Here is a 16,797-nt window from a genome sequence, read left to right on the forward strand (position 1 = left end):
TAAAATCTAAAAATGAGACAATGCTTTTTATCATTGGCAATTTTCCTGGGATTATTGGTGGGGGCACAACAGAAGACATTTTGTAACCCAATTAATATAGATTATGGATATACGCCTTTTGAAGTTTTTTCAAAACAGGGAAAACACCGGGCAACAGCCGATCCGGTAATCGTTAATTTTAAAAATAAACTATTCCTTTTCTCTACCAATCAGGAAGGATATTGGTACAGTGATGATATGCTGGACTGGAAATTCGTTAAAAGGAAATTTCTCAGAGATAACAAATACATTCATGACCTTAATGCTCCGGCAGTCTGGGCGATGAAAGATACCCTGTATGTTTACGGCTCCACATGGGAACAGGATTTTCCGATCTGGAAAAGCACTAATCCTACCAAAGACGACTGGAAAATTGCTGTTGATACCCTGAAAGTAGGAGCCTGGGATCCTGCCTTCCATTATGATGAAGATAAAAATAAGCTTTATCTGTACTGGGGATCCAGTAATGAGTGGCCTTTATTAGGAACAGAGGTGAAAGTAAAAAATCTTCAGTCCGAAGGTTTTGTCAAGCCAATTATCAAATTAAAACCCGAAGACCACGGCTGGGAAAGATTCGGGGAATATAATGACAATGTATTCCTGCAGCCCTTTGTGGAAGGAGCCTGGATGACTAAGCATAACGGAAAATATTATATGCAGTACGGTGCCCCGGCTACAGAATTCAGCGGCTATTCCGATGGAGTATACGTCAGCAAAAACCCACTGGAAGGATTCGAATACCAGCAGCACAATCCGTTTTCCTATAAACCCGGAGGCTTTGCAAGAGGAGCCGGACATGGCGCTACCTTTGAAGATAATTACAAAAACTGGTGGCACGTTTCAACCATCTTTATTTCCACAAAAAATAATTTTGAACGACGGCTGGGAATCTGGCCTGCCGGTTTTGATAAAGATGATGTGATGTATACCAATACCGCTTACGGAGATTATCCTACCTTTCTTCCTCAATTTGCTCAGGGCAAAGATTTTACGAAAGGTCTTTTTGCCGGATGGATGTTGCTGAATTACAATAAGCCTGTTCAGGTTTCATCAGTCCTGGGAGGATACCAGCCGAATTTTGCCGTTGATGAAGACATTAAAACCTATTGGAGTGCAAAAACCGGAAATTCCGGAGAATGGTTTCAGACCGATCTGGGAGAGGTTTCCACCATTAATGCTATTCAGATCAATTATGCGGATCAGGACGCTGAATTTATGGGGAAAACCCTAGGAAAAATGCACCAGTATAAAATCTATGGTTCCAATGACGGAAAGAAATGGAAGGTGATTGTTGATAAAAGTAAAAATACAAAAGATGTTCCTCATGATTATGTTGAATTGGAACAACCTGCAAAAGCAAGATTCCTGAAAATGGAAAACCTGAAAATGCCAACCGGAAAGTTTGCCCTGAGCGGTTTCAGGGTCTTCGGAAAAGGTGTAGGTGAAAAGCCTAAAAAAGTAGACGGATTTGTTCCGCTAAGAGCAGATCCTAAAAAATATGGCGAGAGAAGAAGCATCTGGATGAAATGGCAGCAGAATGCTGATGCAGACGGCTATGTAATCTATTGGGGGAAATCTCCGGATAAATTATACGGAAGCATCATGGTATACGGAAAAAATGAATATTTCTTTACCGGTGCAGACAGGACGGATGCTTATTATTTCCAGATCGAAGCCTTTAATGCCAACGGGATTTCTGAAAGAACAGAAATTGTAAAATCTGAATAGAATAAAAGCAGGGATCAATAAAAGGTTTGAATTCCTTTTGTAGTCATTAAAAATAAATAAGCGCTCTGAGTTTCAGGGCGTTTGTTTTTTTTTATCCGATTGTTTAAGAAACTGATCGATTGCATTAATCAGGAACATATTATTCGGCGCTTTATCCCAATCCAGGTGTCCTCCATTAAATTCATAAGATGAATGTCTGACATGATGCTTATGGAATACAGAGTCCAGAATGTTTTTCTGGCTCAAAGGAACGACCAGGTCTGCGTTTCCATAGTATGACAATGTAGGTGCAGAAGCAGAATCTATCCAATGGGCGGGGCTGGCATAATCTATACGGGAAATTTCCAGCTTCGGAACCCTGGGGTCAACAAGCCTTCTTTCCACAAATGAATAGTCCTGATATTTTTTAAACCCGGGATCTGAAAGGTCTGCCGGACCGACAATGTTAATAACCGCCTTCACTTTTTTCTGTGTATCCGCCTGATAAGCATACATCATTGATAAATGTCCTCCGGCACTGTTCCCAAGAAGGATAAGCTTAGGACTGTATTTGAACTTTTTCTCTAAAAATTCTGCAACATCCCTTATATCGCTAATCTGGCCGGGCAGTGCATAGCGTTTTTCTGAAGCAAGCCTGTAATTCATATTCACAAAAATGTGATCCGGAAATTTCTGCATCAGGGATAAGGTAAAGAAAGTGAGCTGGGATTTATCTCCGGCACGCCAGCCTCCGCCATGAATGATGATGAACGCCTCTCTTTTTTTTATAGATTTTTTTTCCGGAATATAAAGATCCATGATCTGGTCCGGATCATTTCCGTAATGAATATTCTCTTCTTTACTGAAGCTGGCGTTATGGCCAAGGCTGATCTTTTTCTCTTTACATCCTGTCCAGAGAAAAAAGGTCAGTAAACTGATCAAGATAACTTTGAATTTTTTTTTCATACAGATAAAGATAAAAAAAGACTTAGATATTTTCCAGGGTTTTATAAAAACTCCCGCGGGCGAAGCCCGCGGGAGTTCAGTCTGTAAAAAATATAATTGAGTTGATTATGAATTCTAAAAAAACCGCCGGACTTTCCGGCGGTCACACCACAAAATAATTAATATGAAGAAAGATAACTCTTATCTTGTTCTGCTTTTAATGGCATCTGATGCCCCTTCAATATCCCTTACTTTTTTCACCTTCTGGTTTCCGAAATTATAAGTAAGGCTCACCGTTACGCCCCTTCTGTACTGATCATTTCTGATATAATTGTAGTTTCCGTTAGGTTGGTAATCTTCAATTTCCAGAATATTGGTTCTTAAAACATCATTAAGATTCACGGCAAAGGTCCAGTCGTTCCAGTTTTTCTTGATGCTCAGGTCCAGGCTCATCAGGTTTTTCAGCATTCCAAGTTCAATCTGCTGTTTATCCACAAAGAAGTAATTTACACCAAGAAACCAGGTTTTCTTTTTGTCTAAACGGAGTGTATTGTTACTCGTTACCACTAAACTTGTTGATTTTACAGTATTGGTATAAACAAGAGGTCTTCCTTCTTTGTCTACAAAAGTTTCACCGGTTGTTGGGTCTCCGGCCAGAGAGCCGTTATTGATATTATGCTGGATTCCTGCATTGAAGTTCAGGGTTAGATATTGCTTGAAAAAAGTCTTTTGAATTCCAACCATGGCAGACATCTCCTGCTTATCCCCAAAATTGGTTCTGATGTATCTGAGTACACTCTGGTCACTTATTTTCCCGTCAACAGATTTCGTATACCCCTGTAAAGGAACCTGTGTGATCTGGTCTTTGAAGTAAGAATGGTTCAGAATCAGGAAATAAGAATTTTTATACATATAGGTCAGCTCCTGATTGTAAGTGGATGAGGCCTTTACAAAAGGATTGTTTTGGGTATAATTATATTCTGTGATATAATTTCTTACCGGATTCAGCTCCCAGAAGCTTGGCCTCCTCATTCTGCTGGAGAATGAATATGATATGTTGTTTTTATCATTAATGGCATAATTGAAGCTTAAGTAAGGTAATAAATTATTGTAATTTCTTTCAATAACCTGATGTCTTTGAGATTCCACCGTATGGTAAGGGCTGTCTGCCGTTCCAAGGCTGTTGGTAATCTCATAGCGTGCTCCTATTTTTCCGGAAAATTTATCAGAGAACTTTTTTTCAAAAGTTAGATAAAGCCCATAAATATTTTCATCATAAATAAAATGATTAAGCTCAGGCGTTGTAGTTATCTTTTCCAGATCTCCGTTACTATTGTATATATAATCATAGGTTAGATTCTTGGTATTGTTGTCGGTTTTTGTTTTGTTGAAATTTCCTCCCGCAGAAAATGTAAAGTCATTTTTAAACTTCTGGATGTAATCAATAGTTCCGGAAAAGTTATTGATCACCTGTGGAATATCCTGAACAATGGTCTTGCTGGTTCTTGAAAAATCAGCCCAGTTATCTTTACCCGGAAGCATCGTATTGTTATTGGACAGCTGAAATCTTTTATAAATCAGATAGGCCGCATTTACATTCAGTTTACTTCCGAGTGAGTCAATTTTTAATTCATAGTTCAGGTTAACAGAATTATTATAATTCCGGGCATTTTCCTTGTTTTTTGTTCTGGTATAAATGGTAGTAATATTTCCTTTATCATCAGTCTGGGTTAAGGTATTAAATAAATCGATTTTAGAATCATAACTTTTGTTTGCCCATGAATTCCAGGATAAGGCCAGATTATTCTTTTCATTCAGCTGATAATCGATATTTAAATATCCGCCAAGGTTTTTATTCGGATCATCAATATCTCCCACAGATTCATTTTGAAGAAGAGATGTTCCGTTTCTCAGAATGTAGGTTTGTGGTTGGATATTATCACCTCCGCTCAGGCTGGCACTGATTCCCAGCTTATCTTTTCTGTAATTCACGGAGAAGCTTGCCTGGCTGTTATTGTATTTATTCTGAGTGTTGGACATTCTCATATTTCCGTTCGTTCCGTCACTCATTTTTTTCTTCAGAACAATATTGATGATCCCGTCGGATGATTCCACCTGGTATTCACTTCCCGGAACCGTAATCACTTCAATTTTCTGGATATTTTCTGCGGGAGTATTTTTCAGGAATTGAACCAGAGATTCAGCATCCATATTGGTTTTCCTTCCGTTAATGTAGATCAGTGCATTGTTTTTGCCTGCAATTTTCAGGGTTTTATCATCAGTGGAGGATAAAAGAGGAGTCTGCTTCAAAAGGTCAAATGTAGTATTCCCTTTGGTAACAGGGGAAGCCGCTACATCATATACAAAACGGTCACTCTGCTTTTTGAACACCTGCTTGGTAAGGGTAATTCCTTCTATCGATTTGGTCTTTACCGTATCGGATTTCTTTTCCTGGGCCAAAACAATGCTTCCGGATATGGCTGCGGCTAATACGATGATCTTTTTCATGTCTTTAGTATTTAGGGTGTGGTTGAGTTTAAATTTTCAGGATAGTTTTAGGTTCTTGATTTTACAGCATCATTTGCTGATTTCATCTCTCTGGCTTTTTTCAGTTTCTGGTTTCCGAAATTGTAGGTAACTCCTAGGTTCAGAAGCCTCGGATATCCGAAATTGATTACATTGTTATAGCTTCCGTTAGGCTGTATACCGTTTATTTTATTATAATTCTGGTTGAACAGGTCATAAACTTCCGCTACTACGGTCCATTCACCAATGATCTTCTTCAGGCTGATGTCAAAGCTCTGTCTGGTTCCGAGGGTTCCGCTTTCAATCTTTACTTTACTGCCGTAATAGTAATTAATACCTAAAAACCAGTCTTTTTTAGAGGATAGCCGTATTGTATTATTGATATTGGCAGACATGCTGAAATTTTTAATATCAATCACATAAGGTTCAAGTACCTCAGTATATCCTGCAGCAGGAACAGAAGTAGGGTCTTTCGTTATAGTACCGCTGTACATGCTGTAGCCAAAATTTACGGAATAGTTGGTTGTCCAGATCTCTTTAAACCAGGGCTTATTCATTCCTAAGGTCAGACCAAGTTGCTTGTTGTTGCCGTAATTGGTTCTGATGTAACGAAGGAATCTGATAGTCTCTATTACCGGATCTCCGTTTTCATCAAGAATGATATTGCCTTCTTCATCTTTTTTAGGGCCCGTAATCGTTCCCTGTAAAGGCATCTGGTTAGAGGCATCCTGTACATAGCTGAAGCTGAGGTTGGCATAGAAAGCATTTTTAAACATATAGCTGATCTCCTGGTTATAATGCTTGGAAGCCTGAATGAAGGGGTTATTCTGCGTATAATTATTCGGTGTAAAATAGGTTCTTGAAGGATTCAGTTCCCAGAAACGCGGTCTCTTGATTCTGCTGGAAAAAGTATAGCTGATGTTATGATCTGAATTAATAGCATAGTTGATATTCAGGTAAGGAAGAAGATTATTGTAATTTCTGTCAAAGCTGTCTTTACCCAGAATATCTCCGCTGCTCCGGGTCATCTCAAAGCGGGTTCCTATTTTACCAGACAGCTTCTCGTTCAACTTTCTTTCATACGTAATATAAGCCCCGAGAATTCTCTCTTTGTAGATGAAGTGGTTAGTCTGGTTAACATCCATCACCGGCTTTCCCTGGATAATATCATCCTGTCTGGTATCATTATCCGTATTGGTGTGATTATAACTGATTCCCATCAGCCAGGTATTTCCGGCAGCTGTCTTTTTTAAATAATCAATATTACCTGCAAAATTATTGATGATTTGCGGAACAGACTGCTGAAGAGCTGTATATTCATTCCCTTTCATATTATTCAGGGGAAAGCTCTCGTTCATACTCATTTTATCCCTGTTGAACCATAAATAAGAAAGGTTAGAGGTAAGCTTGCTTCCGATGCTGTCTGTTTTTATTTCATAATTTAAATTGAAAGAATGATTTCGGGTCTGGGCATCTTCATGATTAACCGTTCTGTTACGGAGAACCCCGTTCTGCAGATTCGTAACATCAAGAATAGAATTGAAGCTCTTGTTGTATCGCATGTTATAAGTAAAACCTAAACTCTGTTTCGGATTAATCTCATAATCAATATTGATATTGCCTCCGTAATATTTATTGGGATCATCATTGGCCCCGTAGGATTCATTTCTGAAAGTAGCATCACCGTTGGATAAGGTATACCTCTCCCTGTCTGTCCAGCTTCCCATATTGAAATTGGAATTGAGTGATATTTTACCTTTTCTCATATTAAAAGAAGCTCCGGCTGAAGGATTATTATAATAACCATGTTCATTATTCATCTTCATTGTCCCGTTGTAGCCGTCACTTTTCTTTTTCTTCATGACGATATTAATAACCCCTTCATTAGATTCTACCTGGAATTCACTGCCCGGTACTGTAATCACCTCAATTTTCTGGATATCCTCAGAGGGGGTTCCTTTAAGCATCTCAATCAACGCCTGGGAGTCCATATTGGTTTTCTTGTTGTTGATGTAGATCACCACATCAGATTTTCCCATGATTTTCAATGATTTTCCATCGATGCTGGAAAGCATGGGAGTTTGTTTCAGAAGATTAAAAGAGTTTGTTCCTTTAGCAATAGGAGAGGAGGCTACATCATAAATAAAACGGTCGCTTTGTTTTTTGAAAACCTGCTTCTTGATATTCACAGCTTCAATATTTTTTACTCTTGCGGTATCTTTCGACTGCTGGGCGGCAGCAAATCCACTGAAAAATATGGCGGCAATAAGAATTTGAGTTTTCATGATCATTATTTTTTAGGTGTTAATAGCTTGTATGATTAGTTATTTAACATTACAAAGATATATAATAAATTTAGTATCATGCAATACAAAGTACTTAAAATGTTTTAATTTACTTTTTAATCGATTGACTTTCAGTGATTAAAAATTTTCCTCAAAAAATTAAATACTTTAACTTTCTATACAATTAGACAATTAAAATAAATGAAATGTTACATCAGGGTGATAAATTTCTGAAATTATTTAAAAAAAAGCTCATTGCAGCTGAACTTCAGATCATGAAATTTTTAATATAATGCAGTATTGTGATTGCTTTTGTAAGCAAAAAAAACGATAGAATAATAATGGGCTTTCCCAAAGTTCCAATCTTTTCATTCCCGGAATGAAAAGATTACATGTAATGATGTTCCACCTGGTATGGCAGGTTATCAGTAAATTATTGTTCGCGGTCTTTCTTCGCCAGGGATTTATCTACCCAGACTGTTGCAAAAGGGAAAAAAGCAGCCAGCAGAGCGAAAACAAAATCCTCATCATCCCATTTGAAAATACGTCTGGCCGGAATACAGAACAAAAGGTAAAGCGTAAAAAATAAACCGTGGATATTCCCAATAATAATAATGAAAATGGTAGCCAGAAGACCTTCTTCATCATATCGTTTCCAGATCATCGCCACCCCGTAAAGAAGGAAACAGGTAATGGCTTCTGCCAGGCAGATCTGTTTAAACCATTTGATGATTTTTTCTTCGGGGTATTTTGAGAAATATTTTTCGATGAACTCCATACTTTAAGTTATAAATGATGAGAAGCATCAGTCAGTTATAACACTCTGGTTATGCTTCTTATTTACTGAATGGCAAAATTACTTATAAAAACTGCTTCCGTCCAAATATTCAAATACTTCCGGCGGAAGCATAGGACGTACATTTTTACCATCTCTGATCATATTCCGGATCTCTGTTGCAGAAAGTTCTATGACAGGGGCCTGAATCAGTGAAATATTCTCATGCTGAAGATATTCAGAATCTTTTTTCTCCCCTTCAAAAACACGCGGATAAACAATAATATGATGATTTTGGATCAGAATATCAGAGTTTTTCCACTTATGAAGTCCTTCAAGGTTATCTTCTCCCATAATCAGACTAAAAGAATACTCAGGATATTTTTCATGAAGATAGGTAAGCGTATCAATTGTATAACTCGGTTTCGGAAGCGAAAATTCTACATTGGAAGCTCTCATTTTCGGATAATTCTTTACCGCAAGCTGTACCATATCCAGTCTGTTATGATCTTTCAGTAAAGATTTTTTATCCTTGAACGGATTCTGCGGGCTTACCACAAACCACAATTCATCCATATCTGAATTTTCCAGTATATAATTCGCCAGGATAAGATGTCCGATATGGATAGGATTAAAAGATCCGAAAAATAAACCGATTTTTTTCATGGTCTAATGATAAGGAATTAGGGAGTTTGAAGCTTTGTAATTATAGTGTTCAGCATTTTGATATTTCGGAATTTTTCCGATTAAAATTTGAAATTTTTCAAAATCAAATAGTTTAGATTTTCTGAAAATAATCAGTTGGGTTTTCAATTCATTGCAGCATAGATATCAGTAACGGGATCTGAAGACTTGCGCCAGATAATTAATTCCTTGTAATTTTCCATATCTGTTTCTCTGTTTCCTGATTGCTGAATCCTGTTAATCCCTGAACTTCACGTCTTTTATATTGAGATAATGAGTAACATTTCCTTTCCAGTGATTTTCTTCCAGCGTAAATGCCAGATCAAAATTTTTGGTTTTAAAATCTTCAGCAAACTGCCCGAGCTTAAAGCCTACACATTCAATATTCCTTCCGGTAGATTCCTGTTTGATGTAAAACTTAAGGTGATTGTTGTCTTTACCCATTGTTTTCACATAACCGGAAAGCTTTTGGTTGGTCAGCGTAAAGATAGGCTTCATATTGTGAGGGCCGAAAGGAGCCAGCTTTCTATGAAAATTGATAAACTCCCTGTTGATTTCATCAATCCTGATTTCCGTATCTATTGATATGGAAGGTTCTTTCTGGTGATCCTGGATTTTTTCAGAAACAATACGTTCAAATTTTTCTTTAAAGGCAGCAAACTTTTCTTTTTCCATGGAAAGTCCGGCAGCAGCATGATGTCCTCCGAATTTCAGAAAATATTCAGAACACATATCCAGGGCTTCATGAACGTCGAAATCAGATACAGATCTTGCAGAAGCCACCATTTCTCCATTATTTCCGTCTGTAAATACCAGGGTTGGCTTGTAATAGGTTTCAATAAGTCTTGAAGCTACAATGCCAATGACGCCTTTATTCCATTCGGGATGATAAACAATGGTGGTATGTTTGGTTTCCTGCTGGGATTCGATAATCTGGTTAAGAGCAGAAAGCGTGGAATTCATGTCCAGTTCACGTCTTTCATCGTTGAGGTTCATGATGTCGCTCACAATCTGGTTGGCATGCTTCAGGTTGTCGGAGACCATAAGTTCCACGGCTGCTTTACCATGAGAAATTCTTCCTGCCGCATTAATTTTAGGGGCAATTTCAAAAACAATATTCGAAATTTCAAAATGTGAAAGTTTATCTTCGGGAATTAATAATCTTAATCCCATGTTTCTGGTTTTTCTCAGAATCTTTAATCCCATTTTGGCAAGCACTCTGTTCTCACCGGTCATAGATACAATATCTGCAGCAATAGAAATCGCCAGAAGATCGGTAAGTTCAAATAATTCAGCTTCAGGAATCTTATAAATGGTGTTAAGACCCTGGCAGAGCTTAAAACCTACACCGCATCCTGAAAGTTCTTTGAATGGATACCGGCAGTCACTTCTCTTCGGATCCAAAACGGCCGCAGCATTCGGAATTTCTTCTCCGGGAAGGTGGTGATCGCAGATAATGAAATCAATACCAAGGCTTTCTGCATAGTTCACCATGTCAATGGCTTTGATACCACAGTCCAAAGCAATAATCAGGGAAAAACCGTTTTCTTTGGCAAAATCAATACCTTCGGTAGAAATTCCATATCCTTCAGAATTTCTGTCGGGAATATAATAATCCAGGTATTTTTTCTCAACAATTTTGCTGAGGTAAAGGTACATCAAAGCTACAGCTGTAGTTCCGTCTACATCATAATCTCCATATACCAGTATTTTCTCTCCGTTTTCAATAGCATTGGCAATACGCTCTACAGCCTTTTGCATATCGGCCATTAAAAATGGATTGTGAATGTCGTTAAGGTTGGGTTTGAAAAATTCTCTGGCCTTTTGATAATTGTCAATTCCTCTTAGAACGAGAAGTTTAGATTCAAAAGTACCAAAACCAAGTGACGAACTTAGTCTGTCCACAACTTCCTCATCGGGTTCAGGCTTATAAATCCATTTTTGACTCATTTCACAAAACTAAGGAAAAAAAATAGCATTCTGAAATGATTGTAAATGAAGTTTTGTCTTCAGGGTTGTTAAAAATTATCTATATTCGCAGTCCAAATTAAATGATTATGAAAAAAATTACAATCTGCCTTATGGTTTTAGGGGCAATGCATTCGGTTTCAGCACAGAAAATCAATCTTGGAAAAGCAGCAGACGTTGTTTCCAAAGGGGCAAAAGCACTTACTTTTACCAATGAAGATGCCATTAAGCTTTCCAAAGAATCTGTGGAATGGATGGATAAAAATAATCCTGTTGCCGGTCCTAAAGATCCTTATACTGTTCGATTGAACAAGCTGTTCGGAAAGCATAAATCTCAGGACGGGCTTAACCTGAATTATAAAGTTTATAAAGTAAAAGATATCAATGCATTCGCCTGTGCAGACGGAAGTGTACGTGTATTCTCTTCTTTAATGGATATTATGACAGATGATGAGATTCTTGCCGTAATCGGTCACGAAATTGGTCACGTAAAAAATCAGGATACTAAAGATGCTATAAAAGCAGCCTATCTGAAAGCTGCGGCATTAGATGCTGCTTCATCTGCTTCAGGTGCAGTGGCCACATTAAATGACAGCCAGATCGGAAAAATGGCTAATGCGTTTCTTGATGCTTCTCACAGTAAAAAGCAAGAGTCACAAGCTGATACTTACTCATATGACTTTATGAAAGCGAACAACTATAATGTTGTGGGAGCTTATTCAGCATTTAAAAAATTGGCACTTCTTTCCGAAGGAAGCACGCAGAGTGGTTTTGAAAAAATGTTCAACTCTCACCCGGACAGTGAAAAAAGAGCCCAGGCAATCAAAAAAAGAGCAGAAAAAGATGGCTTGTGGAAAGATCCGGGAACAATATCTATTCCTAAAACAAAACTTACCAAATAATAGATTTTATTTTAAGAATACAAAATCCTCAAATTCACTATTTGAGGATTTTTTTATTTATCAGCAGTCTGTCATTATAAAAAAAATGAATAAGAATGAAATTCATTTGAAATTGAATGATCCTATAATTTCTCTTTTATAATTTAATGCGGGTATCAATTTTATTATCTGTTTTATTATTATTGTATGATAATTTTTATTAATTATTGTTGATTTTAATTAGTTAATAATTGTTAATTCATTGATGTGTTTTGATTTTTATGGTATGTTTGTGTTAAATAAAAACATATTTTATGAAAATTATTACCTTTTCTTTTTGTGTAATGATGATCTTATTGTCATCTGCTTTTAATGCACAGTGCAATGCTATTAATGTGCCTTATTCTGAGAATTTTAATTCCAGTCTTCTTCCACCATGTACTTCAACACAGGTGATATCAGGGGGCACTGAATGGCAGGCGCATTTGGGAGGACTATACATTGGTGATACTAATGCAAATCCGAATTCATGGTTTTATACCCGGGGCTTTAACCTGCAGGCTGGTAATGTCTATAAAATTACATTTGATTACTCAGGAAATTATCTTCCTCAAAGTTTTGCAGTAGCTTACGGCACAGCTCAAGCAGATACTTCAATGACTAATGTGATTCAGGAATTCCCTAATATTCCGAATAATACTGCGCCCGTTTTAGCATCCATGACTTTTAGCCCTTCCGCTAGCGGCGTTTATTATTTCGGATTTAATTACAAGGGAGGCAATCCTGGAACGTTACTTCTTGATAACTTATCAATAACCCTGCAATCAACTTTGTCTGCATCTGAGGTTAGGCGTCTGAAAGACGATATAGAGGTGTACCCCAATCCGGTTAAAGATTATCTGTTTATAAAAAACGCTAAAAAGAATGCAGGAACAGAAATTCTAGATGTTTCCGGAAAGCTTGTTTTGTCTTTAACAGGAATAAAAGAAAAAATAGATGTTTCCCAATTGATTAGAGGAACTTATTTTCTGGTGATTAAATATGAAGACGGAACTTTATCGAAAACGAAATTTATTAAAAGATAGAATAAATGATAAATGTGTAAAAAGCAAATAGGCTGTCCAAAAGGGCAGCCTATTTTTTATTGATGTATTCTGATGTTAAGAATACATTTTTTCTCTTAATTCTTTTACTTTCTTATCTGCAAGGTATTCATCGTACGTCATTTCTCTGTCAATGATTCCTGTTGGAGTAAGTTCAATAATTCTGTTACAGACTGTCTGAAGCATTTCGTGGTCATGAGAAGCGAGCAGAATGTTTCCTTTAAAGTTAGACAAAGAGTTGTTCAGCGTCGTAATACTTTCAAGGTCCAGGTGGTTGGTAGGTTCGTCAAGAAGAAGGATGTTCGCTTTCTGAAGCATCATTCTACTGAACATACATCTCATTTTTTCACCTCCGGATAATACTTTACAAGATTTCAAAGCCTCATCGCCTGAGAAAAGCATTCTTCCAAGGAATCCTCTTACAAACTCTTCGTGGCGCTCTTCGTCATTTTTAGTGAATTGTCTTAACCAGTCCACTAAACTAAGGTCTTCCTGGAAGAAACTGGTGTTGTCCAATGGCATGTGAGACTGGTTGGTTGTTACTCCCCAGGCTACAGCACCTTTGTCAGCTTCAACATTTCCTGCCAGAATTTCGAAAAATTCAGTGATTGCTAATGAGTTTTTAGAAAGTACAGCAACTTTATCTCCTTTTTTAAGGTTCAGGTCAATATTAGAGAACAGAAGCTCTCCGTCTTTTGTTTTTTCAAGACCTTTTACATCTAATATCTGATCTCCTGCTTCTCTTTCCATTTCGAAAATAATAGCAGGGTATCTTCTTGAAGAAGGTTTAATATCATCAATGTTCAGCTTGTCAATCATCTTCTTTCTTGCAGTAGCCTGTTTTGCTTTTGCAACGTTGGAACTGAATCTTGCGATGAAATCCTGAAGCTCTTTTTTCTTTTCTTCGGCTTTTTTATTAGCCTGGGCTCTTTGTCTTGTTGCTAATTGAGATGCCTGATACCAGAAAGAGTAGTTACCCGTATAAAGGTTAAGTTTAGCATAATCTAAGTCACCAATATGCGTACAAACCGTATCTAAGAAGTGACGGTCGTGAGATACTACGATTACAGTGTTCTCATAGTCAGCCAGGAAATCTTCTAACCAGGAAATCGTATCGATATCCAGGTCGTTCGTAGGCTCATCCAGAATCAGTACATCTGGGTTTCCGAAAAGGGCCTGTGCCAAAAGAACTTTTACTTTGTCTTTATTTTCAAGTTCTCCCATCAGCTGCCAGTGCATATCTTCGGAAATTCCAACGTTGGAAAGCATGGTCTGTGCATCAGATTCAGCCGTCCATCCTCCCATTTCATCATAGATTACACCTAATTCTCCCGCCTTGATCCCATCTTCATCAGAGAAGTCTTCTTTTGCATACAAAGCGTCCATCTCTTCTTTTATATCAAATAATTTCTTATTTCCTCTCAAAACAGCTTCAAGAACAGTATATTGATCATAAGCAAAGTGATCCTGCTCAAGTACAGACATTCTTTTCCCTGGTTCCAGAGATACATGTCCTGTTGTAGGATCCTGCTTTCCTGTTAATATTTTAAGGAATGTAGACTTTCCCGCACCGTTTGCTCCGATAATTCCGTAGCAGTTTCCTTTGGTAAACATGATATTTACCTCGTCAAAAAGAACTCTTTTCCCGAATTGTAAAGATAAGTTAGATACTGTTAACATATAGTTTTGTAAATTTGGCGCAAAAATACAAAAAGAATTTGGGTATTTTGTAATAATATAATAGTCAAGTTTTTAATTATGAGGTATTTTTTATATATTTCATTAACGAAATTTTAAAATGATGAAGATTGAGAAAACAGTTAATATATTAAATAGAAGAGCCCGTTTTGAATATGAAATTCTTGAAGAGTTTGAAGCAGGAATGGTTCTGACGGGTACCGAAATAAAATCTTTGCGTTCTTCCAAAGCATCCATTACAGAGTCCTTCTGTCAGTTTATTGATGGGGAATTATACATCATCAACATGATGATTGATGAGTATAAATTGGGTACTTTTTACAATCATAAAACAAAAAGGGAACGGAAATTGCTGTTGCACAAAAAAGAATTACTTAAACTTGAAAAAAAGTTAAAAGATGCCGGGAATACAATTATCCCTTTAAAATTATATATCACAGATAAGGGGAAAGCAAAGGTGCTGATAGCGCTTGGCAGAGGGAAAAAACTCTTTGATAAAAGGGACGCGATAAAAGATAGAGAAAATAAACGAAACCTGGACAGAATATTAAAGAAAAGTTAAAAATCATTTAAAAAACTTTGTATATAAAGAAAAATTATATTTATTTTGCATTATCAATTATTTAATCATTTAATTCTATGAAAAATCTAAAATTAGGAATTTCAGCATTGGCGCTTACTGTTGCCTCTACTGTCTTTGCTCAGACTACCAACAATCCGTGGTTGATCGGAGTTGGTGCTCATGGAGAGAACCACAAGGCAGTACAGAACAAATTCGGTAATACGTTCTCTGCTAATAATCTAACGAAGAGAATGTTCAATATGAACAATTTCTCTATTACACCTCCATTATCTAAATTAACAGTTGCTAGAAACATCGGTAAAGGTTTAGTTATTGACTGGCAGACTACCGTAGGTAATGTAGACAATAAGAGATTCGGCATGGGGAAAGAATTTTTCCTAATGACAGGTCTTGGTTTCCAAGCTAAGGCAGCTGGTCTTTTATGGAATGAAGAGTCTTGGTTTGACCCATACTTAAGAGTTGGTGCTAACTACCTAAGACATGACTATACTGCACTTACTTTCCCAAGAAACGATTACAAAGGAGAATCTGTTTCTAACGGAGATAACGGTAACGAAAACGGTAAAGCAAACCACTTTACAGTTGCTACAGGTGCTGGTGTTAACTTCTGGGTAACTAAGAACTTCGGTCTTGGTGTTCAGGGAGATTACGTGTCAACTCCAGGTGATAAATCTACAGTTGCTAACTTCTGGCAAGCTTCCGCATCTATCTTATTCAGATTCGGAAACAGAGACAGAGATAAAGATGGTATCCTAGATAAAGATGACCTTTGTCCAGATACTCCAGGTTTACCAGAATTCCAGGGATGTCCTGATACAGATGGTGACGGAGTTCCAGATAAAGACGATCAGTGTCCAGAGGTAGCTGGTCCGGTTGAAAACAACGGTTGTCCTTGGCCAGATACAGATGGTGATGGTGTTATCGATAAAGATGATGCTTGTCCTTCAGTAGCAGGTCCTGCTGAAAACAACGGTTGTCCTTGGCCAGATCAGGATAATGACGGTATCTTAGATAAAGATGACGCTTGTCCTACAGTTCCTGGTGTTCCAGAATTTAACGGATGTCCTCCTCCACCGAAAAAACCAAACGTGGTAGTTGTTAACGAAACATTAAAAGATATCTTGTTCGACTTCAACAAAGCTACGATCAGACCAGAATCTAGCGGTAAGTTAGATACAGCTGCTAAGATCATCAAAGATGCTGAAGAAACTAACTTCTTGGTAGTAGGTATGACAGATAAGAAAGGTTCTGCTGCTTACAACTTGAACCTATCTAAGCAAAGAGCTGCTGCTGTAGTTGCTGCTCTAGAATCTAGAGGAATCAACCCTAACACGCTTAAGTCTATCGGTATCGGTTCTCAAGAAGCTGTTGAGCCAGCTACTGCATCTGATGCTGTAAGACAAAAAGACAGAAAAGTTATTGTAAGAGCTATCTCAGGTTCTGAGTGGGAAACTTACAAGAAAAATGACATTACTGTAGCTAAGCCAGTTAAAAAGGCTGTTAAAAAGTCTGGGAAAAAAGCTCCGGCTAAAAAGAAAAAATAATTAATTTTTCTAAATAATAAATACCTCCAATTTTTTGGGGGTATTTTTTTTCTGTTGAC

At 37.4% G+C, this 16,797-nt stretch carries 12 protein-coding genes; 5 read left to right on the plus strand and 7 right to left on the minus strand.

Annotated features, from left to right (window positions below; all coding sequences use genetic code 11):
- Nucleotides 1-12: 12 nt before the first annotated feature.
- Nucleotides 13-1,767 (plus strand): discoidin domain-containing protein, encoded by a 1,755-nt coding sequence (locus AOB46_RS15250; protein WP_062700889.1) that lies wholly within the window; start codon nt 13-15, stop codon nt 1,765-1,767.
- 72 nt (nt 1,768-1,839) lie between these two features.
- On the opposite strand, the gene AOB46_RS15255 is transcribed toward AOB46_RS15250, so the two are convergent.
- The 6 genes from AOB46_RS15255 to recJ form a co-directional block, all read right to left on the minus strand.
- Nucleotides 1,840-2,712 (minus strand): alpha/beta hydrolase, encoded by an 873-nt coding sequence (locus AOB46_RS15255; protein WP_062700891.1) that lies wholly within the window; start codon nt 2,710-2,712, stop codon nt 1,840-1,842.
- Nucleotides 2,713-2,892: 180 nt separating this feature from the next.
- Nucleotides 2,893-5,199 carry an outer membrane beta-barrel family protein gene (locus tag AOB46_RS15260; RefSeq protein WP_062700893.1) on the minus strand — a complete coding sequence of 769 codons (2,307 nt, stop codon included), beginning with the start codon at nt 5,197-5,199 and terminating at the stop codon, nt 2,893-2,895.
- 47 nt (nt 5,200-5,246) lie between these two features.
- On the minus strand, nt 5,247-7,502 hold the full coding sequence (locus AOB46_RS15265; protein WP_062700975.1) for an outer membrane beta-barrel family protein: 2,256 nt from the start codon (nt 7,500-7,502) through the stop codon (nt 5,247-5,249).
- Between the two features lie 433 nt (nt 7,503-7,935).
- The gene (locus AOB46_RS15270; RefSeq protein WP_062700895.1) at nt 7,936-8,280 is read right to left on the minus strand and encodes a DUF3817 domain-containing protein; all 345 of its coding nucleotides are present in this window, start codon (nt 8,278-8,280) and stop codon (nt 7,936-7,938) included.
- Between the two features lie 78 nt (nt 8,281-8,358).
- Entirely contained in the window at nt 8,359-8,943 is a 585-nt protein-coding gene (gene nadD / locus AOB46_RS15275) for a nicotinate (nicotinamide) nucleotide adenylyltransferase (RefSeq protein ID WP_062700897.1), read from the minus strand.
- A gap of 255 nt (nt 8,944-9,198) precedes the next feature.
- Entirely contained in the window at nt 9,199-10,911 is a 1,713-nt protein-coding gene (gene recJ / locus AOB46_RS15280) for a single-stranded-DNA-specific exonuclease RecJ (protein WP_062700900.1), read from the minus strand.
- 107 nt (nt 10,912-11,018) lie between these two features.
- Between recJ and AOB46_RS15285 the strand changes: the two genes are divergently transcribed.
- On the plus strand, nt 11,019-11,831 hold the full coding sequence (locus AOB46_RS15285) for a M48 family metalloprotease (protein ID WP_062700977.1): 813 nt from the start codon (nt 11,019-11,021) through the stop codon (nt 11,829-11,831).
- 293 nt (nt 11,832-12,124) lie between these two features.
- On the plus strand, nt 12,125-12,895 hold the full coding sequence (locus tag AOB46_RS15290) for a T9SS type A sorting domain-containing protein (protein WP_062700902.1): 771 nt from the start codon (nt 12,125-12,127) through the stop codon (nt 12,893-12,895).
- A gap of 75 nt (nt 12,896-12,970) precedes the next feature.
- Here AOB46_RS15290 and AOB46_RS15295 read toward each other — a convergent pair whose 3' ends face one another.
- Nucleotides 12,971-14,593, minus strand: coding sequence for an ABC-F family ATP-binding cassette domain-containing protein (locus tag AOB46_RS15295; protein WP_062700904.1), 1,623 nt, complete (start codon nt 14,591-14,593; stop codon nt 12,971-12,973).
- A gap of 121 nt (nt 14,594-14,714) precedes the next feature.
- On the opposite strand from AOB46_RS15295, the gene smpB reads away from it, so the two are divergent.
- A complete protein-coding gene (gene smpB / locus AOB46_RS15300; RefSeq protein WP_062700979.1) occupies nt 14,715-15,173 on the plus strand; it encodes an SsrA-binding protein SmpB in 459 nt (152 codons plus the stop codon).
- 77 nt (nt 15,174-15,250) lie between these two features.
- Nucleotides 15,251-16,738 (plus strand): OmpA family protein, encoded by a 1,488-nt coding sequence (locus AOB46_RS15305; RefSeq protein ID WP_062700906.1) that lies wholly within the window; start codon nt 15,251-15,253, stop codon nt 16,736-16,738.
- Nucleotides 16,739-16,797: the final 59 nt, after the last annotated feature.

It is taken from the genome of Chryseobacterium indologenes, assembly GCF_001295265.1.
Lineage (GTDB): Bacteria > Bacteroidota > Bacteroidia > Flavobacteriales > Weeksellaceae > Chryseobacterium > Chryseobacterium indologenes_A.

Coding starts and splice junctions, on each gene's coding strand:
- AOB46_RS15250 (WP_062700889.1), top strand. CDS start 13: ATGAGACAATGCTTTTTATCATTGGCAATTTTCCTGGGATTATTGGTG.
- AOB46_RS15255 (WP_062700891.1), bottom strand. CDS start 2,712: ATGAAAAAAAAATTCAAAGTTATCTTGATCAGTTTACTGACCTTTTTT.
- AOB46_RS15260 (WP_062700893.1), bottom strand. CDS start 5,199: ATGAAAAAGATCATCGTATTAGCCGCAGCCATATCCGGAAGCATTGTT.
- AOB46_RS15265 (WP_062700975.1), bottom strand. CDS start 7,502: ATGAAAACTCAAATTCTTATTGCCGCCATATTTTTCAGTGGATTTGCT.
- AOB46_RS15270 (WP_062700895.1), bottom strand. CDS start 8,280: ATGGAGTTCATCGAAAAATATTTCTCAAAATACCCCGAAGAAAAAATC.
- nadD (WP_062700897.1), bottom strand. CDS start 8,943: ATGAAAAAAATCGGTTTATTTTTCGGATCTTTTAATCCTATCCATATC.
- recJ (WP_062700900.1), bottom strand. CDS start 10,911: ATGAGTCAAAAATGGATTTATAAGCCTGAACCCGATGAGGAAGTTGTG.
- AOB46_RS15285 (WP_062700977.1), top strand. CDS start 11,019: ATGAAAAAAATTACAATCTGCCTTATGGTTTTAGGGGCAATGCATTCG.
- AOB46_RS15290 (WP_062700902.1), top strand. CDS start 12,125: ATGAAAATTATTACCTTTTCTTTTTGTGTAATGATGATCTTATTGTCA.
- AOB46_RS15295 (WP_062700904.1), bottom strand. CDS start 14,593: ATGTTAACAGTATCTAACTTATCTTTACAATTCGGGAAAAGAGTTCTT.
- smpB (WP_062700979.1), top strand. CDS start 14,715: ATGAAGATTGAGAAAACAGTTAATATATTAAATAGAAGAGCCCGTTTT.
- AOB46_RS15305 (WP_062700906.1), top strand. CDS start 15,251: ATGAAAAATCTAAAATTAGGAATTTCAGCATTGGCGCTTACTGTTGCC.